Origin of the sequence: Lysobacter sp. BMK333-48F3 (genome assembly GCF_019733395.1) — a bacterium.
Taxonomy (GTDB): domain Bacteria; phylum Pseudomonadota; class Gammaproteobacteria; order Xanthomonadales; family Xanthomonadaceae; genus Lysobacter.
The window spans coordinates 1,398,852-1,420,699 of the sequence record NZ_JAIHOO010000001.1 but is presented as its reverse complement, the minus strand read 5'-3'; the positions used below and the strand labels follow the sequence as shown (position 1 = coordinate 1,420,699).

Sequence of the window (21,848 nt, the reverse complement as noted above, 5' to 3'; positions counted from 1 at the left end):
CACCGCCACGATCGCCGCCGCCAGCACCCACGCCGCCGTTGCTGTTCCCCCCTTTGAAAAAGGGGGTAGGGGGGATTTGCTCTTCCGCGCGACCTCGAACTCCCGCGCGAAGACCCATCCGACAGGCCGCCTCAGCCCGCCAGAAACTCCCGGAACCGTTCTCCGATCGGCCCCGGCTGCTCCATGTGCAGATGATGCGTCCCCGCCAGCACGTGCATCTCCCCGCGCGCCAGCAGGCCGGCGCGTTCGCGGCGCAAGGCGTCGGGCATGTAGGCCTGGGCCGGGTCGGCCCAGACCATGCAGGTCGGGCATTCGATCGCGCCGATCAGCGCGCGCATCTGGCCTTCGCTCATGCGCAGCGCGGCGGTCAGGGTCAGGCGCGGATCGCTGCGCCAGACGAAGCCCTGGCGCTGCGCGCCCTGCGCCGGCGCGACCCCGCGCTCGACCAGCAGCCGGGCGACCCGTTCGCTGAGGTCGTTGGCGGCCATGCGTACCTTGATCGCGGTGGCGATGTCGTCGAACACCCGCAACTGCTTGCCGGCCAATGCGGCCTGGCCGGCGAAAGCCTCGCGCAGGCGGGTGGCGACGCGCTCCTCGGGTTCCGACAGCGAGCCCAGCGCCTCGACCAGCAGCAATTTTTCGATCCGCTGCGGCAGCGCCGCGGCGAGCATGCTGGAGGTCGCGCCGCCGAGCGAGTGGCCGAGCAGGTGGAAGCGATCCCAGCCCAGCGCATCGGCCACCGACAAGGCCGCGCGCGCCGCGGTCACCAGGGTGTACTCGGCCGCCGCCGGCAGATGCGCGCTGGCGCCGTGCCCGGGCAAGTCCGGCGCGACCAGGTCGTAGCCTTCGAACCACGGCGCCAGCGGCACGAAGCTGGAGGCGTTGTCGAGCCAGCCGTGCAGCGCCAGCAGCTTGGGCGCGCCGATCCGGCCGTTGCGCAGCCCGGCCAGGCGGCCGAAGGCGGTGTCGACGACGAATTCCTGCAATGCGGCCATCAGTTCCAGGCGTCCAGTTCGCGCCGGGCGATGCCGGCCAGCGCCGACGCGTGCGCCGGCGAATCGTTGAGGCAGGGGATGTAGCGCAGCTCGCCGCCGCGCGCGGCGAAGTCCGCGGCCAGCATGATCGCCACTTCCTCCAGGGTTTCCAGGCAGTCCACCGCGAAGCCCGGCGCGACCACGTCGACCTTGCGCACGCCGCGCGCTGCCAGCGCGTTCAAGCCGTCGCTGGTGGCCGGTTCGAGCCAGCGCTCGCGGCCGAAGCGCGATTGGTAGCACAGGGTCCAGGCGTCTTCGGCCAGGCCCAGCGCCTGGGCGATCGCGCGCGCGCTGGCCTCGCATTGGCGCGGGTAGGGATCGCCGGCATCGGCGAAGCGCTGCGGCAGGCCATGGAACGAGAACAGCAGGTGCTCGCCCTCGCCGTGGTGCTGGCGGTGGCGATGGATCGAATCGGCGACCGCGCCGACCCAGGCCGGGTCGGCGTGGTAGTCGTGCAGCAGGCGCGTGTCCAGGCCGGCGGCGGCCTGCAATACGTCGCCGACCGAGGCGGTGGTCGAGGTCGAGAACTGCGGATACAGCGGCAGCGCCAACACCCGCCGCACGCCCTGCTCGCGCAGCTGCGCCAGCAGTTGCTTCCACGAGGGTTGGCCATAGCGCATCGCATGCAGCACCCGCGCGTCGGGCAGTTCGCGCTGCACGGCCTCGGCCAGGCGGCGGGTGTAGACCGCCAGCGGCGAGCCTTCCGGCAGCCAGATGCTGGCGTACTTGTGCGCGACCTTGCCGCTGCGCAGCGGCAGGATGGCGAAATGCAGCAGCGGGCACCACAGCCAGCGGCTGAGGTCGACCACCCGGCGATCGTGCAGGAATTCGGAAAGATAGCGCCGCACCGCAGCGGTGTTGGGCGCGTCGGGGGTGCCGAGATTGACCAGCACCACCGCGGTGTCGGCGGCGGCAGTGCTGGCCTCGGCGTTGCTGGCGTGAGCGGGCATCGGCATAGGATGACATCCGCGGGCGCGGCCACGGAATCTTTGCCGGATCGAATGTTTCGATCGCAGCGATAGGCGCGGCCGCCGCGGCGGCGAATTCCGCGTACGCACTCCGATTCGCCCGGCAACGCTGCGTCGCAGCGACGGCGGCGATGGCGCGACCGCCGCCACAGTCCGGCGCCGCGCCGGCGACCATCCTGTACACCGCCAGCGCCCGCCGCGCGTTCGCCGTCTGTGCCGATCCGGTCCGGCCTTGCCGGTCCCGCCCTTTGCCCTGGAGCCCGCGTGAGCCGCTGCCGTCCGTCCGCCTTGTTCTTCCTCGCCTGGCTCCTCGCCGCCGCATCGCCGGCCGCGGCCCAGCAGCTGCCCGACCGCGACTACCGCCCGCCGATCGCGCGACCGGCCTATCCCGCCGGCACCGGTCCGAGCCTGTGCCTGGACGAGGGCCATCACAATTTCCACACCCTCGACGGCCGCTACTGGAGCTTCGGCGAGCTGCTGCGCCGCGACGGCTATGCGGTGCGGCCGCTGCGCGCGCGCCTGAGCGCGACGACGCTGGAGGCGTGCTCGATCCTGGTGATCGCCAACGCCCAGCCCGGCGACGCGGACTGGAACGACTATCCCTCGCCGACGCCCTCGGCGTTCGATGCCGAGGAAGTGCGCGCGACGCGGCGTTGGGTCGAAGGCGGCGGCCGCTTGTGGCTGATCGCCGACCACATGCCGCTGGCCGGCGCCGCCGCCGGGTTGGCGCGCGCGTTCGGGATCGAGTTCCTCGACGGCTTCGCGATGCCGGGCTTCGACGCCGATCCGCGACGGCGCGCGCAACTGTTCGCCCGGCCGACCGTGTTCCGGCGCGGCGACGGCAGCCTGGCCGCGCACGCGGTGACCCGCGGCGGCGCGCCCGGCGAGGCGGTCGAACAGGTGCGCAGCTTTACCGGCCAGGCCTTCCGCCTGCCGCCGCGCGCCGAGCCGGTGTTGACCCTGCCGCCGGGCTACGTGTCGCTGCAGCCGGCCAAGCCCTGGCGATTCGGCGCCGACACGCCGCGGATCGGCGTCGGCGGCTGGTCGCAGGGCGCGCTGCTGCGGGTCGGTCGCGGCCGGGCCGCGTTCTTCGGCGAAGCGGCGATGTTCAGCGCGCAACGGCAAGGCGCGCAGGGCGCGCCGATGGGCATGAACGCGCCCGATGCGGAACGCAATCATCAGCTCGCGCTCAATATCGCGCACTGGCTGTCGGGGCGGCTGGATGCGCCGCGCGCCGCCGGCGGCGCAGTTCCGTAGCGATTCATCGCCGCGCCGCTAGCCTCAGGCCGATGCCGGAAGCGGCGTCCTTGCTTACCATGGGCGCCGTGCGCGGTTCGCCTTCGCGGCGGCCGTTTCCGTTTTCTTTACTTCGTAGGTTTCCTACGCCACGCCGGAGTCCGCCATGTCCCGTCCGCTGCCCCGCGCCCTGAGTCTGAGCCTCGCCCTGAGCCTGGGGCTCGCCGCCACCGCCGCCGTCGCCGGCGAGACGGAGGACCAGCGCGCCCGCGATGCGGTGCGCGTGCTCGCCGACATCCAGCAGATTCCCGAGTCCTCGATCCCCGACAAGCTGTTCGACGAGGCACGCGCGATAGTCGTGGTGCCCGACACGCTGAAGATCGGCCTGGTGGTCGGCGGCCGTCGCGGCCATGGCCTGGTCTCGGTCAAGAACCCCGACGGCACCTGGTCCAACCCCAGCTTCGTCAAGCTCACCGGCGGCAGCTTCGGCTTCCAGGCCGGCGTGCAGTCCTCCGACATCGTGCTGGTGTTCCGCGGCGCGCGCGGCCTGGATTCGATCGTCAACGGCAAGGTCACCCTCGGCGCCGACGCCAGCGTCGCCGCCGGCCCGGTCGGGCGCACCGCCGCGGCGGCCACCGACGGCCAGCTCAAGGCCGAAATCTGGTCGTGGTCGCGCGCGCGCGGCCTGTTCGCCGGCATCGCCCTCGACGGCGCCGCGCTGTCGATCGACGACGCCGCCAACCAGGCCGCGTACGGCGAAGGCAGCACGCCGCGGATGATCTTCGAAGGCCGCGCGGCCGGGCAGCCCTCGACCGCGGTGGTGGACTTCCGCGATCGCCTGGAAGAGGCCAGCGCCACCGCGCGCGCCAACCGCAGCGCCGAAGACCAGCGTCCGGCGCTCGGCGCCACGGTCTATCCCGAAGCCGGCGCCGCGCCGCGCGCGCCGGCGCGCGAACGCCTGGCTCCGGCCCAGCCGGCGCAGCCCGCCGAGCCGGGCCAGCCGCAGCCGTTCGAAACCGTGCCGGCCAACCCGGCCAAGGTCGAACCGCTGCCCTGAACCGCGCCCGGGCGTGACTGACGACCTATTGCAACGAAAACCCTGCAATTCGGCGTTGCGCGCGCCCTGTCCTGTCGCCGAGGTTGCGGTATCCTCGGACTCCCGGGTCGTGCGCAGCGATCGCCCGGCCGCGGCCCGGTCACCGAGCCGCCGGTTCCAGGCCTAGCGCGCCCTCACCCCGGTTCATCTACAGGTTCCTACAGGACACCGCCATGGGCAGCATGAGTTGGATTCACTGGGTCGTCGTCCTGCTGATCGTCGTTCTCGTGTTCGGCACCAAACGCCTGGGCAACATCGGCAAAGACGTCGGCGAAGCCGTCAAGGGCTTCAAGAAAGGCATGCAGGACGAGGACAAGCCCTCGGCCCAGCTCGGCGACGAGAGCCGTCGCAACGACAGCAACGCCGCCTCGCGCAACGACGAGCACACCCCGCGCTGACGCCGCGGCGCAGACGCCTCCGCCCCCGCCCGGCTTTACCGCATGTTCGACATAGGCTTCTCTGAAGTCTTCGTAATCGCGATCGTGGCCCTGATCGTGCTCGGACCCGAGCGCCTGCCCAAGGCCGCGCGCTTCGCCGGCCTGTGGGTGCGGCGCGCGCGCGCGCAGTGGTATTCGGTCAAGTCCGAGCTCGAGAACGAGCTCGCCGACGAAGAGCTCAAGCGCAGCCTGCGCCAGGCCCAGTCCGACCTGCGCGACGCCCAGGCCCAGCTGCGCGACAGCGGCCAGGCGATGCGCAACGAGGTCGACGAACTCAACCGCCGGATCGCCGCGCCGGCCGGCGCGCAGGGCCCGGCGGAGGAAGTTCCGCCCGCCCAGGCCGGCGCAACCGCGGCGGAACCGGCGGCCGAACCGCCCGCCGAGGCGCCGCTGCCGATCGACGACGCGCAAGCGCCCGATCCGGTCGATCACGGCCACGCCGGCGCCGCCTTGCCCGACTACCGCCCCCGCAGCCCGAGCCCGACTTCCAACGATGAGCGACGCTGACCTTCCGCCGCACGGCGACGCCGGCGACGCGACGGCCGAACCGCGCCTGCTCGACCACCTGATCGAACTGCGCGCGCGTTTGCTGCGCGGCGTGGTCGGCCTGATCGTGGTGTTCCTGGGCCTGCTGCCGTTCGCCAACAAGCTCTACCACTACCTGGCCACGCCGCTGCTGGCCAAGCTGCCGGCCGGCAGCCAGCTGATCGCGGTCGAGGTCGCCTCGCCGTTCTCGGCGCCGATCAAGCTGGCCTTCTTCGCCGCGCTGATGATCACCATGCCGTGGCTGCTGTACCAGGCCTGGGCCTTCGTCGCGCCGGGGCTGTACAAGCGCGAGAAGCGCCTGGCCCTGCCGTTGCTGGCCTCGGCGCTGTCGCTGTTCTACATCGGCTGCGCGTTCGCGTTCTTCCTGGTGTTGCCGTCGGTGTTCGGCTTCCTGGTCAAGGTCACCCCGGCCGGGGTGGCGATGATGACCGACATCAACGCCTACCTGGACTTCGTCCTGATCCTGTTCCTGGCCTTCGGCATCAGCTTCGAAGTGCCGGTGGCGCTGGTGATCCTGTCCCTGCTCGGCTGGGTGACCCCGGCCCAGCTCAAGGAAGGCCGCGGCTACGCGGTGGTCGGCATCTTCATCATCGCCGCGGTGATCACCCCGCCCGACGTGGTCTCGCAGCTGATGCTGGCGATTCCGATGTGCGTGCTGTACGAGTTGGGCATCATCGCCTCCAAGTGGGTCGCTTCCGACCGCGACCGGACCGAGACCGGCGACGCCTCCGGCCCATGACCGCGCCGGCCGGATTCTGGCCGCGCTACGCGGCCTGGTCGCTGGATGCGGCCGTCGTCGCCGCCGCGGTCAGCGCGCTCGGCGCGCCGTGGTGGGTCGAGCGCCTGCAGGCGATGCGCGAGGGACAGGCGGCGATCGGCCGCCGCGCCGCCGAGGTGATGGCCGACTCGGCCCTGGCCGATCTGAACTTCGCCGGTTTCGCCCGGCGCCTGATGGCCGACCCGGCGCTGCACGCCGCGCTCGGCCAGGTCGGCGCGGCGCTCGGCGCCCTGGTGCTGGGCTGGCTGCTGGCCTATGTCGCGCTCGGCGCGTTGGTCGAGGTCGGCGGCGTCGCCAGCCCGTGGCAGACGACGCCGGGCAAGCGTGCGCTGGGCCTGCGCGTGGTCGCGGCCGATGGCGGCCGGCTCGGCGCCGGCCGCGCGGCGCTGCGTTATTTCGCCGGCAGCCTGTCCTGGCTGACGCTCAACGTCGGCCACCTGGTCGCCGTGGCCAAGCCCGAGCAACGCGCTCTGCACGACCGCCTGGCCGGCGCGCGCGTGGAGCGCAGCGACGAGCGCGGCATGCCGGTCTGGGCCTGGGCCTGGATCGGTCTGCAGTTGCTCGGCGCGTTGGCGGCCACGGCGTGGCTGAGCTGGAGCTTCCAGGCGGCGCTGCAGGCCGCGCTGGACCCCGGCATGCTGTGATTCGTGATTCGTGATTGACAAGAGCGGCGATGCCGCCCTTGTAGGAGCGGCGTGAGCCGCGACCGCGACTTCGCGATTACGACGCGACCGGCCGCAGCGCGTCGCGGCTCACGCCGCTGCTACAGAAGCGGCGCCATGGCAGCCTGTCGTCAGGCCTCGAACTGCCCCGGACGCGGCGTCGATACGGGCGCGGCGGCGGCATCGGCCTCGTGGCCGAACACGTCGCGCCAGGCGAAATAGCAGGTGCCGCACAGCACCACCAGCACGGTCGCGCCGTAGGCGATCAGCAGCACCATCGTCAGCAGCGAGCCCACCGCCGGATGCAGCAGCGAGCCGATCTGGTTCGCGATCACCGCCACCACCGCGACGATCAGGCCGGAGATCATCACCGCGGCCATGAACAGCATCGCCGCCAGCAGGTAGGCGCCGAGGTTCCACAGCGAGGCGCCGAGGCTGCGCTTGACCGCCTCCGACAGGCCCAGGCCGGAGAACATGATCAGCGGCACCGCGATCAGCAGCATCGCGTTGGTGAAGTAGTTCGACAGCAACTGCACCAGCATCATCAGACCCGGGTGCTCGGGCTCCGGCGGCTTCACCGCCTGGCCGCTGAGCGCGGCGCGCAGCATCTCCAGGTACTGCGACCAGTAGTCCTGGCCGGCCAGCCACACCACCAGCGCGCCGCTGACCAGGGTCAGGGCGATCTGGATCAGGCCCAGTCCGGCCAGGGCGCTGAGCTTGTGCTGGCGCAGCGGCGCGAACAGGTCGCGGGCGCGGGTCGGGCGCCCGGCCTCGGCTTCGCGGATCACGTGCATCAGCCCGGCCAGCAGCACCGGCAAGGCCAGCACCAACAGCACGAACATCGGGATCAACGCGGTGGCGACGCTGCTCATGTCCGGATTGGCGCCGCCGGCCAGGCTGCGCGCCGGCGTCGCCAGCAGCACCGCGAGCAGGTACAGCACGCCCATGAACAGCACCGCGGCGCCGAAGATCGCGCGCGGGTTGCGGCTGCCCAGATTGACCGCGCGGAGCAGCCATTGCACGCCGTGGCTCAGCGGCACCTTGCGTATCGGTTGGGTCATCGGTTCGATCCCGGGGCGGGGGCCCCTCGGTTGGCGGAGCGCGCCCCGGCCGGGGCGCGCGCAAAGACGCAGGACACGGCGGGCTCAGCGACCGTGCAGGTCGCGGGCGTGGCCGACGAAGCGGCGCAGCACGCGGCGCGCATGCGGGGTCGCGCTGACCGCGCCGGCGATCGACTTCGGGCAGTGGCCCTCGTTGCGCAGAGCGTCCTGGCGCGCACGCACGTAGCCGCGCATGTGGCCGGCGCTGAATTCGGGATGGAACTGCACGCCCCAGGCGCGTTCGCCCCAGCGGAAGGCATGGCAGGCGTCGTGCGCCGAGCGCGCCAGCACGGTCGCGCCTTCGGGCGCGCGCAGCACGGTCTGCAGGTGGGTGGCCTGGGCCGGGAACTGCGCCGGCAGGCCGCCGAACAAGGGATCCTCGCCGGCGCTGGGGTGCAGCTCCAGCGCGATCGTGCCCATCTCGCGCCCGCCCGGGTGGTTGCCGACCTCGCCGCCCAGCGCATGCGCCAGCAGTTGGTGGCCGTAGCAGATGCCGAACAGCGGCAGCCGCGCATGCGCGGCCTCGCGCAGCCATTGCGCGCTGCGTTCGCTCCACTCGGCGCGGTCGGTGACCATCGCGCCGGAACCGGTGACGATCGCGCCGGCGAAGCCTTCGCGGCTGGGCAGGGGTTCGCCGTGTTCGACATTGACCACCACCGCCTCGTCGCGGCTCAGGCCGGCGGCGACGCGGATCCAGTGCGGAAAGCCGCGGTGGCGGCGCATGGAGGCGACCGGCTGGCCGGTCTCGAGGATCAGGAAAGGCGGGTTCACGATCGGGCGGCGAGTGGGGGAGACGCTGCGAAATCCGGGCCGGACCGCCGATCCGGAAGCCCGACTGCAGCCCGCTATTGACAGGCGCGCGGGCCCGCCCGGCGGGCCTCGCCGTATACTAACCCGCTTTGCTGCACTGCGATGAGACCATGGACGCCAGCGACGCACCGACCCCGGTTCAGGGCCAGGGCCCGACCCCCCAAGGCCTGACTTTCCAGGCCATGATCCAGCGCCTGAACGCCTACTGGGCCGAGCAGGGCTGCGTGCTGATCCAGCCGCTGGACCTGGAAGTCGGCGCCGGCACCTTCCACCCGGCGACCTTCCTGCGCGCGCTGGGCCCGGAACCGTGGAACGCCGCCTACGTCCAGCCCAGCCGCCGTCCCACCGACGGCCGCTACGGCGAAAACCCCAACCGCCTGCAGCGCTACTACCAGTACCAGGTGGCGATGAAGCCCAGCCCCGACAACATCGTCGAGCTGTACTTCGACTCGCTCAAGGCGCTCGGCGTCGACCCGCGCGTGCACGACCTGCGCCTGGTCGAGGACAACTGGGAGTCGCCGACCCTGGGCGCCTGGGGCCTGGGCTGGGAAGTCTGGCTCAACGGCATGGAAGTCACCCAGTTCACCTACTTCCAGCAGGCCGGTGGCCTGGAGTGCAAGCCGGTGCTCGGCGAGATCACCTACGGTCTCGAGCGCCTGTGCATGTACCTGCAGAACGTCGACAACGTCTACGACCTGGTCTGGACCTACGGCCCGGACGGCACGGCGGTGACCTACGGCGACGTCTATCACCAGAACGAAGTCGAGCAGAGCGCCTACAACTTCGAGCACGCCGACGTGGCCGAGCTGTTCCATCGCTTCGACGCCTGCGAAAAGGAAGCCGCGAAGCTGATCGAACTCGGCCTGCCGCTGCCGGCCTACGACCAGGTGTGCAAGGCCAGCCACAGCTTCAACCTGCTCGATGCGCGCCGCGCGATCAGCGTGACCGAGCGCCAGCGCTACATCCTGCGCGTGCGCAAGATCGCCCAGGGCGTGGCCGAGGCCTATCACGCGCAGCGCGAGAAGCTCGGTTTCCCGGGCCTCAAGCAGCCCAAGGCCGCCGCCTGACTCCTCATGGCCCCTCTCCCGCCTGCGGGAGAGGGGTGGGGGTGAGGGCATCCCGCCCCGCACGAAACACCCAGAAAATTTCCGGCGCCGTCCGCAGGACGCGCGGCGACACCGCAAAGGCCACCGCATGAGCACGACCCAACCTCTTCTGATCGAACTCGGCACCGAGGAACTGCCCGTCAAGGCGCTGCCGGGCCTGGCCCAGGCCTTCTTCGACGGCGTCCTCGACGGCCTGCACAAGCGCGGCATCGGCTTCGACCGCGACGGCGCCAAGCCGCTGTACACCCCGCGCCGCCTGGCCGTGCAGCTGCGCGCGGTGCAGGCGCAGCAGCCGGAACAGAAGAGCGAAGTGCTCGGCCCCTACCTCAACATCGCCCTCGACGCCGACGGCCAGCCGACCAAGGCGCTGCAGGGCTTCGCCGCCAAGGCCGGGATCGACTGGACCGCGCTGGAGCGCACCAGCGACGCCAAGGGCGAGCGCTTCGTCCACCGCGCGGTCAAGCCCGGCGCCGACACCGCCAGCCTGCTGCCGGAGATCGTGCGCGAGGCGCTGGCGGCGATGCCGATTCCCAAGCCGATGCGCTGGGGCGATCACGACTACGGCTTCGCCCGTCCGGCGCACTGGTTGGTGCTGCTGTTCGGCAAGGAGGTGGTGCCGGCGCAGGTGCTGGGCATCGCCAGCGACCGGATGAGCCGCGGCCACCGTTTCATGCACGACAAGCCGGTGTGGTTCAGCGAGCCGGGCGACTACGTCGAATCGCTGCGCAGCGCGCAGGTGCTGGTCGATCCGGACGAGCGCCGCGAGCGCATCGTGCGCGAGGTCGAGCAGGCCGCGCGCGGCGCCGGCGGCGTGGCCCGCATCGACCCAGGCATCCTGGAAGAGGTCAACGGCCTGACCGAGTGGCCCGTGGCGATCGCCTGCGGGTTCGAGCGCGAGTTCCTGCGCGTGCCGCAGGAAGCGCTGATCGCGACCATGGAGGCCAACCAGAAGTTCTTCCCGGTGCTCGACGGCGAAGGCCATCTGACCGAGCGCTTCGTCGGCGTCGCCAACATCGCCAGCCGCGACGAGAACGAAGTGCGCAAGGGCTACGAGCGGGTGATCCGACCGCGCTTCGCCGACGCCAAGTTCTTCTACGACGAGGACCTCAAGCAGGGCCTGGCCGCGATGGGCGAGGGCCTGAAGACGGTCAAGTACCAGGACAAGCTGGGCAGCGTGGCCGACAAGGTCGAGCGGGTGACCGTGCTGGCGCAGTCGATCGCCCGCCAGGTCGGCGCCGACGCCGATGCGGCCAAGGCCGCGGCGTCGCTGTCCAAGAACGACCTGCAGTCGCGCATGGTCAACGAATTTCCGGAGCTGCAGGGCATCGCCGGCCGCTATTACGCCCGCGCCGCCGGCCAGAGCGCCGACGTCGCCGACGCGATCGACGAGGCCTACATGCCGCGTTTCGCCGGCGACGCGATCGCGCCGTCGAAGCTGGGCCGGGTGGTGGCCATCGCCGAGCGCCTGGACACCCTGGCCGGCGGCTTCGCCGCGGGCCTGAAGCCGACCGGCAACAAGGATCCCTTCAGCCTGCGCCGCAACGCGCTGGGCCTGGCGCGCACGATCATCGAATCGAACACCGACCTGGACCTGCCGGTGTACCTGGCCTCGGCGGTCGGCCTGATCGGCGAACGCGAATTGGCCACCAAGTCGAAGGAACAGGTCTTCGCCGGCCTGGACGAGCGATCGAACGAAATCTACGACTTCATCCTCGACCGCCTGCGCAGCTATTACGCCGACCGTTCGGTGCCGGTGCAGCAGTTCGAATCGGTCGCCAGCCTGCGTCCGGCTTCGCTGGCCGACTTCGATTCGCGCCTGAACGCCATCGCCGAATTCGCCAAGCTGCCCGAAGCCGAGGCCCTGGCCGCGGCCAACAAGCGCAGCCGCAACATCCTCAAGAAGGTCGAGGGCGAACTGCCCGAAGCCATCGATGCGGCGCTGTTCGCCGAGCCGGCCGAGCGCGAACTGGCCGAAGCGGTCGATGCCGCGGTGGCGGACACCGATCCGCTGCTGGCCCAGCGCGACTACGTCGCCGTGCTCGGCCGCCTGGCCCGGTTGCGGCCGCAGGTCGACGCCTTCTTCGACAAGGTCATGGTCAACGTCGACGACGCGGCGGTGCGCAACAACCGCCTGGCCCTGCTCAAGCGCCTGTCCGACCGCCTCGGCAGCGTCGCCGCGATCGAACACCTGTCGATCTGAACCCCGCCGCTCCCGGCTGGGAGCGGCTTACCACGGGTATTTCCTGCGGTCGCAAGCCGCGACCGCGCTGCGAGCGATCGCCGCGCGGCCCGCGGACGTTGCTGCGTTCGCAGCGACCGTCACAGCTGGCGCAGATGCGGCGTTTGCTTCGACAAAGCGCGTTGGCCTCACGTGCCCTTAACGCGGACGCACGCCGCAGGCTGCAAACTGCCCGGAAAAATCCTCAGGCAATACAAGCCGTTGCCGGTTAATCTGACGCATGCCCCCGACCTCCCGCCTGATCCTCGCCGCCGCCCTGTGTTTCGCATCCGTCGGCGCGGCGCAGGCGGCGAAGGTGGAAAAGGTCGAGATCCGCGGCCTCGACGAGGCCATGACCCAGAACGTGCGCGTCTCGCTGTCGCTGGTCGACGCGATCGGCAAGACCGTGTCCGGCCGCCGCCTGGGCTATCTGCTGCGTGAGGCCGAGGACGAGGCGCGCGAGGCGCTGGAGCCGTTCGGCTACTACTCGCCGACCATCACCGTCGAAGATTCGCGCGGCAATCGCCGGCGCAGCGAATCGCAGGCCGGCGACGCCGAGACCGAACGCGAAGCCGCAGCCGCCGATGCCGCGGCCGCGCCGGAACCGGCCGCGGAGCGGGCCCCGTCCAGCACGCCGGTGTCGGTGGTGATCACCGTCGACAAGGGCGAGCCGGTCAAGGTGCGCCGCTCCGACATCGCCATCCTCGGCGCCGGCAGCGACGACCGCTATCTGAACCAGGACCTGGCCGCGTTCCGCCCCGGCCCCGAGCAGGTCTTCAACCACGAGCTGTACGAGGCCAGCAAGACCAAGATCAGCCGCCGCCTGGCCGAGCGCGGCTACTTCGATGCGGATTTCTCTTCGCGCCGGGTGGAAGTCACCCGGGCCCAGAACGCCGCCGACATCGACCTGGTCTGGACCAGCGGCCAGCGCTACGACATGGGCCCGATCAGCTTCGAGCAGACGCCCAAGCGGATCATCCGCGACAGCCTGCTGCAGCGCCTGGTGTACTGGGAGCAGGGCAGCTACTACCACCAAGGCAAGCTCGACCGCTTCCGCGAATCGCTGGCGCGGCTGGATTACTTCTCCAGCATCGACATCGAACCGCAGCCGGAGAACGCGGTCGACGGCCAGGTGCCGGTCAAGGTCGTGCTGACCCCGGCCAAGCGCAGCATCTACACCGCCGGTTTGAGCTACGGCACCGATAGCGGCGCCGGCGTGCGCCTGGGCCTGGAACGGCGCTACCTCAACGACCGCGGCCACAAGGCCCTGGCCCAGGTGGACTACGCGCAACGGCGCAAGACCGCGACCCTGCAGTACCGCATCCCGGCCTTCGCCTGGGTCGACGGCTGGTACACCTTCAGCCTGCAGGGCTCGGACGAGCAGACCGACTACATCGACACCCGCCGGATCGAACTGGTCGCCAGCCGCAGCGGCAAGATCAACCAGCACTGGACCGCGACCGCTTCGCTGCACGGCCTGCGCGAGCGCTGGGCCTACGCCGACGAGGACGACGACGATCCGACCACGCCGGTCGACTACCGCACCGCGACCTTCCTGTATCCCTCGCTGCGCGCCGAGTACATCGACGCCGACGACCGTCTCTATCCGCGCAACGGCATCGGCGCCACCGGCATGATCCGCGGCGGCCTGGAAGGCGTCGGCTCCGACGCCAACTTCATCCAGGCCCACGTCACCGCGCGCTGGTACAAGGGCCTGGCCGAGCGCAGCCGGCTGATCGTGCGCGGCGAGCTCGGCCACACCTTCACCAATGCCCTGGTCGACCTGCCGCCGAGCCTGCGCTTCTACGCCGGCGGCGACCGCAGCGTGCGCGGCTACGAATGGCGCGAAGTCGGCCCGCGCATCCCCGCCGGGCCGGACCGCAAGGCCTTCGCGCTGGGCGCCAAGAACGTGGTCACCGGCAGCGTCGAGTACGAGCAGTACTTCAACGACAGCTGGGGCGGCGCGGTGTTCGTCGACAGCGGCAGCGCCTTCGACGACACGCCCGACATGCGCACCGGCGTCGGCATCGGCCTGCGCTGGCGCTCGCCGGTCGGCCCGCTGCGCATCGACATCGCGCGCGGCCTCGACGATCCGGATTCGAACTTCCAGATCTACCTCAACATCGGCGCCGAGTTCTGACCCGGACCCAAGGACGTATCCGCAACGACATGAGCGAGACGGCGAAAACTCCGGAGCAACTGCTGATCGAGCGGCGCCAGCGCCGGCGCGCGGCGGCCAAGCGCTGGGCCTGGCGCAGCAGCTTCGTCGCCGCCGCGCTGACCTTGCTGTTCGCGTTCGCGGTGTACTGGCTGATCGCCACCATCGCCGGCCGCGATTTGCTGTTGCGCCAGATCGTGGCCCGCCTGCCGACCGATTCCAGCTTTACCTGGCGCAGCGCCGAAGGCCCGATGTCGGGGCCGCTGACCCTGCGCGGGGTGCGTTTCAGTTACCACGGCACGGTGTTCACCGCCGAACGCATCTACGTCGATCCGGCCTTGCGTCCGCTGCTCGGCCGCAAGCTGCGCCTGGACGCGCTGCAGGTCGAGCGGGCGACCTTGGACCTGGCCAAGAGCGAGGAACCGTTCGAACTGCCGCGCTGGCCGGAGGTGCTGCCGCAGATCGAACCGCCGCTGGCGCTGCAGGCCGACGACGTGCAGGTCGATGGCTTCAAGCTCAGCCAGGAAGGCAAGCCGCTGGTCGACGTGCGCCGCCTGCGCGCCGGGCTGGACGCGCAGTCCGGTCGCCTGCGGGTGGAGAAGCTCGACGCCGATACCGATCGCGGCCGCTTCACCCTGCACGGGCAGTACGAGCCGCATAAAGACTTCAAGACCGACCTGGTCGCCACCGCGGTGCTGCCGGCCGGCTTCGGTCGCACGCCGCCGCGCCTGGGCCTGGTCGCGCGCGGCGATCTGGCGCGCATGGACGTGGCCCTGGCCGGCGCCGCGCCGGGCCCGGTGCGCGCGACCCTGACCCTGCGCGGCAAGGACGATCCGCGCTGGCGGCTGCAGGCGCGCAGCGAGGCGCTCGACATCGGCCTGCTGACCTCGCCCGACGCCGCGCCCAGCGACGCGCCGATGGCGCTGCGCTTCGATGCCGAAGGCGTCGGCGGCGATGCCGAGTTGCACGGCGAGTTCCGCCAGGGCGATCTGGCGATCGAGGTGTTGCCGTCGAAGGTGTCGCTGAAGGACCAGGTGCTGGACGTGCAACCGCTGGCGCTGCGCCTGTTCGATGGCACCGCGACCTTGCGCGGCCGCGCCGACTTCCGCGACGCCGACAACGGCCTGTTCAAGTTCGCGGTCAACGCCCGCGGCCTGACCTGGGGCGGCCAGGCCGCGCCGACCACCCTGGCCACGGTCGGCAAGCCCGCCAAGGCGGTCGCCGCGCCGGCGACGCCGGCGGTGACCCTGGAAACCGCCGACCTGGGCTTCGCCGGCACGGTCAAGCAGTGGGCGGCGATCGGCACCGCCAAGCTGGTGCGCGACCAGCAGGCGGCGACGGTCGAGTTCGACGGCCGCGGCGACGACCAGCGCATGACCCTGAAGTCGCTCAAGGCGCGGATGCCGACCGGCCGCCTCGACGCCAGCGGCGACGTGGCCTGGGCGCCGTCGCTGCGCTGGGACGCCAAGGCCACTCTGTCCGGTTTCGATCCGGGCTACTTCGCGCCCGAGTTCAAGGGCGCGGTCGACGGCCAGCTGGCCAGCACCGGCAGCACCCGCGCCGACGGCGGCCTGGAGATCCAGGCCAGCGCCGAGCGCCTTGGCGGCCGTCTGCGCGACCGCCCGCTCGGCGGCCGCGGCCGCTTCGCCATGCACGGCGCGGCCAGCGGCAAGACCGGCGACGCCTACGAAGGCGAGGTCGCCCTGACCCTCGGCGGCAGCCGCATCGACGCCAAGGGCAAGTACGCCCAGGCCATCGACGTCGACGCCAAGCTGGCGCCGCTGCAGTTGAACGATCTGCTGCCGGGCGCCGCGGGCAGCCTCAGCGGCACGCTCAAGCTCAAGGGCGCGGCCGATGCGCCGGACATCGACGCCGACCTCAGCGGCAGCGGGCTCAGGTACGGCGATTACCGCGCCGCCAGCGTCAGCGCCAAGGGCCGGCTGCCCTGGCGCGGCCGCGGCGGCGAGCTGATCGTGCGCGCCAGCGATCTCGACGCCGGCCTGGCGCTGTCGTCGCTGAACATCGACGCGCGCGGCGCGATCGAAGCCCTGCAACTGCAGGCGCAGGCGCGCAGCGAGGTCGCCGCGCTCGATCTGGGCGGCCACGCCGACAAGCGCGGCGCGACCTGGCAGGGCGCGCTGGCGTCGTTGCAGCTGACGCCGAGCAAGGGCGCCTCGTGGCGTCTGCAGCAGCCCGCGCAGTTCCGCTGGGACGGCCGCAACGGCGCGCTCAGCAACGCCTGCCTGGCCTCGAGCAGCGGCGGCTCGCTGTGCGCGAACGCGGACTGGCCGCGGCGCGGCCTCGACCTCAAGGGTCAGGGGCTGCCGCTGCTGCTGGCCCAGGCCTATCTGCCCGAACGCAGCGACAAGCGGCCGTGGCTGCTGCGCGGCGAGATCGCCATCGACGGCAGCCTGCGACCGCTCGGCAACGGCTGGCGCGGCCAGTTCGACGTCACTTCCGCCGGCGGCGGGCTCAAGTTCAGCGAGCGCTCGCGGCGCGAGTTGCTGCGCTACAACCAACTCGCGCTGAAGGCCGAGTTCGATCCGCAGCGGCTGCGCGCCGAACTCAAGGCCGGCTTCAACGACGACGGCCGGATCGAGGCCAACCTGGCCACCGGCTGGGACGCCTACGCGCCGCTGTCGGGCGCGATCGCGGTCGACACCGACGAGCTCACCTGGATCGAGCTGTTCTCGCCCGACATCGTCGAGCCCAAGGGCAAGCTGGAAGGCCGGATCAGCCTGGCCGGCACCCGCTCGCAACCTTTGCTCGGCGGCCAGGCGCGGCTGTCGCAGTTCAGCACCGAAGTGCCGTCGCTGGCGATCGTGCTGCAGGACGGCGACGTGCGTCTGGACGCGCAGCCGGACGGCAGCGCGCGCATCGCCGGCAGCGTGCGTTCCGGCGAGGGCACGCTCAACGTCGACGGCACCCTGGGCTGGCAGGGCGAGGACACGCCGCTGGTGCTCAATCTGCGCGGCACCAACGTGCTCGCCTCCGACACCCGCGACCTGCGCGCGGTGGCCAATCCCGAGCTGACCGTGCGCTACGCGGCCAAGCAGCCGCTCAGCGTCACCGGCAAGGTCACCATCCCGTCGGCGCGGATCGACCTGGAGCGCCTGGACCAGGGCGTGTCGGTGTCCGAGGACGTGGTCGTGCTCGATCCGGTCGATCCGGAAGACACCGGCAGCTCGCCGCTCGACCTCGACCTGACCCTGGCGGTCGGTGACGACGTCAAGCTCAACGGCTTCGGCCTGGAAGGCAAGCTCGGCGGGCAGATGCGGGTGCGTTCGCGCCCCGGCCGCGAGATGACCGCCAGCGGCGCGCTCAACGTCGAAGGCCGCTACACCGCCTACGGCCAGAAGCTGCAGATCAGCCGTGGCAACCTGATCTGGAACAACGGCCCGGTGTCCGACCCGATCCTCGACATCCGCGCCGAGCGCGAAGTCGGCGCGGTCACCGCCGGCGTCGACATCAGCGGCCGGGTCAGCTCGCCGCAGGTCAACGTCTGGTCCGACCCGGCCAGTTCGCAGTCCGAAGCCCTGGCCTACCTCGCCCTCGGCCGCCCGCTGTCTTCGGTCACCGGCGACGAGAGCAAGCAGCTCAACGCCGCCAGCGCCGCGCTGTCGGCCGGCGGCGGCCTGCTGGCCTCGCAGCTCGGCGCCAAGATTGGCCTCGACGACGCCGGAGTGATGGAAAGCCGCGCCCTCGGCGGTTCGGTGCTCGGCGTCGGCAAATACCTGTCGCCGCGCCTGTACGTCGGCTACGGCGTGTCGTTGCTCGGCACCGGCCAGGTGCTGACCCTGAAGTACCTGCTGCGCAAGGGCTTCGACATCGAGATCGAGTCGAGCACCTTGGAGAACCGGGCTTCGATCAATTGGCGCAAAGAAAAGTAGCCCATCGCGCGCGATCGCGATCGGTCAAGGAAGAGATTGCATGTTGATAGAACTGGCCATCGGCGACGCTTACGGCGCAGGTTTCGAATACGCCGCCAATCGCATCGTGCGCGAGCAAAACAGCGGTGTCGCGTACATCCGGCATCCGCGCCATGCGATCGAACCGGGTTGTTACACCGACGATACCCAGATGAGCCTTGCGATCGCCGAGGCCCTGGTCGAAGGCGATCCGTGGACGCCGCAGGCCTTGGCCGCGCGATTCGTCGACGCATTCAAGCGAGATCCGCGCGAAGGCTACGCCAGCGGCTTTCATGCCTTTCTATGCGAGGTGCGCGACGGCGCCGACTTCCTGGCGCGGATCCGGCCGGACAGCGCCAAGAGCGGAGCCGCGATGCGCGCGCCGCCGATCGGCGTACTGCGCTCGCTTGAGGAGGTGGTCGAACGAGCCGCCGTGCAGGCTCGGGTGACCCACGACACCCCGGGCGGGATCGGTTCCGCGGTGGCCGCCGCTTTGAGCGTGCATTACTTCGTTCACGCTTTGGGAGCGAAGCAAGACCTTGGGCGATTCCTGTCCGAGCACGTGCCCGGCCCGTGGCAAGAACCGCGTAAAGGCAAGGTGGGCGCCGAAGGCATGGACAGCGTGCATGCGGCGGTGGCGGCGTTGATTGCCCAGGACACGATGAGCGGGTTGCTGCGCGCCTGCATCGCCTATACCGGCGACGTCGATACGGTGGCCACCATCGCCTTGGCGGCGGGCTCGTGTTGCGCGCAGATCGAACAAGACCTGCCGATCTCTTTGTACGAGGGCCTAGAAAACCAGGCCTATGGGCACGACTATCTGCGCGCGTTGGATCGCCGCCTGATGGCGCTTCGCTAGCCTCGCCGATTCAACCCGAACAGGCCGCGCGAATCGACTGCACCGTTCGCCGCACCGCACTGCCGTCCGCCCGCGCATCCCCGATCGCACGGAGCAAACCGTCCAACTTCGCCAGCGCTTCGCTGCGTTGCGCGCCGCGGCAGCGCACCTGCGCCGCGTAGGCCTGCGCACGCCAGCCCAGTTCGCGCAGGGCTTCGTCGGTGGTCGGCAGTTCGGCCAGCGCATCCAGGTGGGTCAGGGCGGCGGCGTCGCCGGCGTCGGCCTGGGCATGGGCGAGTTCGATTTCGGCGCGGCGGGTGTGCGGGTCGCGTTCGCCGTAGTGGCGGCGGATCAGGTCGACCGCGCGCTGCAGGCGCGCGCGGCCGGCTTCGCCTTCGCCCAGGGCCAGTTCGACTTCGCCGAGCAGGCGGTCGCTGTCGCCGACCTGGCCGTGGGTTTCGCCGAACAGCACCACGCGCAGGTTGCGCACTTGCTGCAGCAGCGCGCGCGCTTCGACCGGGCGGCCGCTGTCGTACAGCACCTGGGCGTGGTCGAACAGGATCGTCGCCAGACGGCTGCGGTCGCCGTGCTTGCGGGCGATGCTGGCGGCGCGTTCGAGTTCGCTCAGCGCGCGTCCCTCGTCGCCGCGCTCCCAGGCCACCCGGGCGAGCTGGCGATGCACTTCGGCCAGATCCAGGTGATCCGGGCCCAGGCGCACGACCAGCAGGTTGCGGATCTGTTCCAGTTCCGCCTGGGCCAGCACATAGCGGCCCTGGGCGAGGTGCAGGGCGGCGAGTTGGCGGCGCACGTCCAGGGTCGAGGGGTGCTGGGCGCCGTTGACGTCCAGGGCGATCTCCAGCGCTTCGCGCGCGTCGCGTTCGGCGGCGTCCAACTGGCCCAGTTCGCTGCGCAGCATGGCCAGGTTGCGGCCGATCTCGACCTGCAGCGGGTGGCGGTCGCCGACCGCCTGCTGCAGCCGGCGGCGCGCCGTTTCGAAACCGGACAGGGCGTCGCGGCTGCGCTGCGCGTCGGCCTGCAGCCCGGCCAGGTCGATCAGGTTCTCGACTTCGGCGATTTCGTTGTTCTCCAGCTGCTCGCGGCGCAGCGCCAGCGAGCGCTCGAACAACTGGCGCGCGCCCTGGCGTTCGCCGTTGGCGCGGCGGCAGCGGCCCAGTTCGGAATAGAACTCGCTGACCTGCGACGGCAGCTGTGATTGCTCGCCGCGGGCCTGATCCAGGGCCGGCTGCATCAGCGCGGCGCAGTCGCGCGGCAGGCCGAGCAGGCGCAGCACCTTGCCGCGCTGGGTCAGCGACTCGATGCGCAGGCTTTCGGGAATATCGTCGGTGCTGCCGATGATCGCGGCCTGGCGGTCGAGCAGGGCGCGCGCTTCGTTGTAGTCGCCCAGGCCGGTGCGCATGCGCGCGACCACTCCGAACAGTTCGGCGCGCGCGCGCGGTTGGCGCGCCAGTTCGCGGGTGCCGCGCGCGACCGAGGCGTCGAGCAGGCCGCGCAGGTCCAGCGCCTCGCCTTCCGGAGTGCCGCGCGCGCTTTCGAACAGGCCGACCATGAAGTCCTGCATCGCTTGCGCGCGGCTGGCTTCGCCCAGCGCCTGGCGCGCCTGCCAGGCGACGATGCCGAGCGCGGCGGCCAGCACCACGGTGACCAGGGATGCGGTGGCCAGCGCCCAGCGGTGGCGGGCGACGTACTTGTTGAAGCGGTAGCGCAGGCTCTGCGCGCGCGCCAGCACCGGCCGGCCGGATTCGAAGCGCTGCAGGTCCAGCGACAGCGCCTCGACCGAGGGATAACGCTGCTCGGGACGCTTGGACAGGGTCTTGAGGACGATGTTGTCCAGATCGCCGGCGAGCTGGCGGCCGAGCCGGCGCAGCGCGCCGGGGTCGACGTCGGTGGTGTCGACGTGGCGCATCACCGCCTGCGAGGGGCGCAGCGGGTCGGCGGCGAGGATCGCCTCTTCCCATTCGGCCGCGGTCTGGCGCTTGAGCCGGTAAGGCTTGGCGTCGGTCAGCAGCTCGTACAGCACCACGCCCAACGAATACACGTCGGTCATGGTGGTGACCGGCTCGCCGCGCACCTGTTCGGGCGCGGCGTAATGCAGGGTGAAAGCGCGCGCGCCGGTGCGGGTCTGCTCCGGCAGCGGCACGTCGCTGCTGTCGATCAGCTTGGCGATGCCGAAGTCGAGCAGGCGCACGTCGCCGGCCGGCGTCACCAGGATGTTGGAGGGCTTGAGGTCGCGGTGGACGATCAGGTTGGCGTGGGCGTGGCTGACCGCGTCGCAGATCTGCTGGAACATGCGCAGGCGCTTGTCGAGCGGGGTGCGCTGGTTGCGGCAGTAATCGGTGATCGGTTCGCCTTCGACGTATTCCAGCGCCAGGTAGGGCAGGCCGTCGCGGGTCACGCCGGCGTCGAGCAGGCGGGCGATGTGCGGATGGGCGAGGCGGGCGAGGATCTGCCGCTCGCGGGTGAAGCGGCTGCGCAGGTTGGTGTCGGCCAGGCCCGGACGCAACAGCTTCAGCGCGACCCGGCGCTGGTACAGGCCGTCGGCGCGCGAGGCCAGCCAGACCTGGCCCATGCCGCCTTCGCCGAGCAGGCTTTCCAGGCGGTAGCTGCCGACCTCGGTGCCCGGGCGCATGGCGCCGGTGTGCTGGGTCGGCACCAGGGGTTCGGACAGGAAGTCCTGGTGATCGTCTTCGAGCGCGATCAGCTCGCTCAGTTCGGCGGCGAGGCCGGCGTCGTCGGCGCGCAATTCCGCCAGCCGTTCCGCGCGCGCGGCCGGCTCCAGCTCGAGCAGGGCGTCGAGCAACGGGGACAGGCGCTGCCAGCGTTCGGCATCCATGCGGCGGTCAGCCGGCGGTCCTGCGGCGGTCTACGGCGTAGAAGCTCATGGCGTTACCCATACTGGGCGAGCGCACCGCGCGGCACCAGGGCCGGGCGCCGG

General features: G+C 71.2%; 16 protein-coding genes. 11 read left to right on the top strand and 5 right to left on the bottom strand.

Translation table 11 applies throughout. The features are described from left to right. Positions 1–131: 131 nt before the first annotated feature. Both K4L06_RS05990 and hemH read right to left on the bottom strand, forming a co-directional pair. Positions 132–995 carry an alpha/beta fold hydrolase gene (locus K4L06_RS05990; RefSeq protein WP_221670532.1) on the bottom strand — a complete coding sequence of 288 codons (864 nt, stop codon included), beginning with the start codon at positions 993–995 and terminating at the stop codon, positions 132–134. Continuing rightward, entirely contained in the window at positions 995–1,984 is a 990-nt protein-coding gene (gene hemH / locus K4L06_RS05985) for a ferrochelatase (RefSeq protein ID WP_221673535.1), read from the bottom strand. The genes K4L06_RS05990 and hemH overlap by 1 nt, the downstream gene beginning before the upstream one ends. 282 nt (positions 1,985–2,266) lie before the next feature. Between hemH and K4L06_RS05980 the strand changes: the two genes are divergently transcribed. From K4L06_RS05980 to K4L06_RS05955, 6 genes are all read left to right on the top strand, one after another. After that, positions 2,267–3,259 (top strand): DUF4350 domain-containing protein, encoded by a 993-nt coding sequence (locus K4L06_RS05980; RefSeq protein WP_221670531.1) that lies wholly within the window; start codon positions 2,267–2,269, stop codon positions 3,257–3,259. 157 nt (positions 3,260–3,416) lie between these two features. Further along, positions 3,417–4,295: a lipid-binding SYLF domain-containing protein gene (locus tag K4L06_RS05975; RefSeq protein ID WP_221673534.1), complete on the top strand. Its 879-nt coding sequence runs from the start codon at positions 3,417–3,419 to the stop codon at positions 4,293–4,295. A gap of 212 nt (positions 4,296–4,507) precedes the next feature. Continuing rightward, a complete protein-coding gene (tatA, locus tag K4L06_RS05970; protein WP_221670530.1) occupies positions 4,508–4,732 on the top strand; it encodes a Sec-independent protein translocase subunit TatA in 225 nt (74 codons plus the stop codon). A gap of 42 nt (positions 4,733–4,774) precedes the next feature. Next, the gene (gene tatB / locus K4L06_RS05965) at positions 4,775–5,278 is read left to right on the top strand and encodes a Sec-independent protein translocase protein TatB (protein WP_221670529.1); all 504 of its coding nucleotides are present in this window, start codon (positions 4,775–4,777) and stop codon (positions 5,276–5,278) included. Further along, on the top strand, positions 5,265–6,056 hold the full coding sequence (gene tatC / locus K4L06_RS05960) for a twin-arginine translocase subunit TatC (RefSeq protein ID WP_221670528.1): 792 nt from the start codon (positions 5,265–5,267) through the stop codon (positions 6,054–6,056). Before tatB ends, tatC begins: the two co-directional genes overlap by 14 nt. Further along, positions 6,053–6,739 (top strand): RDD family protein, encoded by a 687-nt coding sequence (locus tag K4L06_RS05955; RefSeq protein ID WP_221670527.1) that lies wholly within the window; start codon positions 6,053–6,055, stop codon positions 6,737–6,739. Before tatC ends, K4L06_RS05955 begins: the two co-directional genes overlap by 4 nt. Before the next feature lie 149 nt (positions 6,740–6,888). Here K4L06_RS05955 and K4L06_RS05950 read toward each other — a convergent pair whose 3' ends face one another. Together K4L06_RS05950 and K4L06_RS05945 are read right to left on the bottom strand one after the other, a co-directional pair. After that, on the bottom strand, positions 6,889–7,818 hold the full coding sequence (locus K4L06_RS05950) for a BPSS1780 family membrane protein (protein ID WP_221670526.1): 930 nt from the start codon (positions 7,816–7,818) through the stop codon (positions 6,889–6,891). 84 nt (positions 7,819–7,902) lie between these two features. Further along, the gene (locus K4L06_RS05945; RefSeq protein ID WP_221673533.1) at positions 7,903–8,631 is read right to left on the bottom strand and encodes a glutamine amidotransferase; all 729 of its coding nucleotides are present in this window, start codon (positions 8,629–8,631) and stop codon (positions 7,903–7,905) included. Between the two features lie 146 nt (positions 8,632–8,777). Here K4L06_RS05945 and glyQ point away from each other — a divergent pair, with 146 nt between their 5' ends. The 5 genes from glyQ (at position 8,778) to K4L06_RS05920 (ending at position 18,916) form a co-directional block, all read left to right on the top strand. After that, positions 8,778–9,734 carry a glycine--tRNA ligase subunit alpha gene (glyQ, locus tag K4L06_RS05940; protein WP_221670525.1) on the top strand — a complete coding sequence of 319 codons (957 nt, stop codon included), beginning with the start codon at positions 8,778–8,780 and terminating at the stop codon, positions 9,732–9,734. Between the two features lie 127 nt (positions 9,735–9,861). After that, entirely contained in the window at positions 9,862–11,973 is a 2,112-nt protein-coding gene (gene glyS, locus K4L06_RS05935) for a glycine--tRNA ligase subunit beta (RefSeq protein ID WP_221670524.1), read from the top strand. Between the two features lie 259 nt (positions 11,974–12,232). Beyond that, positions 12,233–14,131: an autotransporter assembly complex family protein gene (locus tag K4L06_RS05930; protein WP_255594994.1), complete on the top strand. Its 1,899-nt coding sequence runs from the start codon at positions 12,233–12,235 to the stop codon at positions 14,129–14,131. A 29-nt stretch (positions 14,132–14,160) separates the two neighbouring features. Next, complete coding sequence (locus K4L06_RS05925) at positions 14,161–18,039, top strand: translocation/assembly module TamB domain-containing protein (RefSeq protein ID WP_221670523.1); 3,879 nt, start codon at positions 14,161–14,163, stop codon at positions 18,037–18,039. A gap of 40 nt (positions 18,040–18,079) precedes the next feature. Continuing rightward, positions 18,080–18,916 (top strand): ADP-ribosylglycohydrolase family protein, encoded by an 837-nt coding sequence (locus tag K4L06_RS05920; protein ID WP_221670522.1) that lies wholly within the window; start codon positions 18,080–18,082, stop codon positions 18,914–18,916. Positions 18,917–18,926: 10 nt separating this feature from the next. Here the strand turns inward: K4L06_RS05920 and K4L06_RS05915 are convergent, their stop codons facing one another. After that, a complete protein-coding gene (locus tag K4L06_RS05915) occupies positions 18,927–21,746 on the bottom strand; it encodes a serine/threonine-protein kinase (RefSeq protein ID WP_221670521.1) in 2,820 nt (939 codons plus the stop codon). Positions 21,747–21,848: the final 102 nt, after the last annotated feature.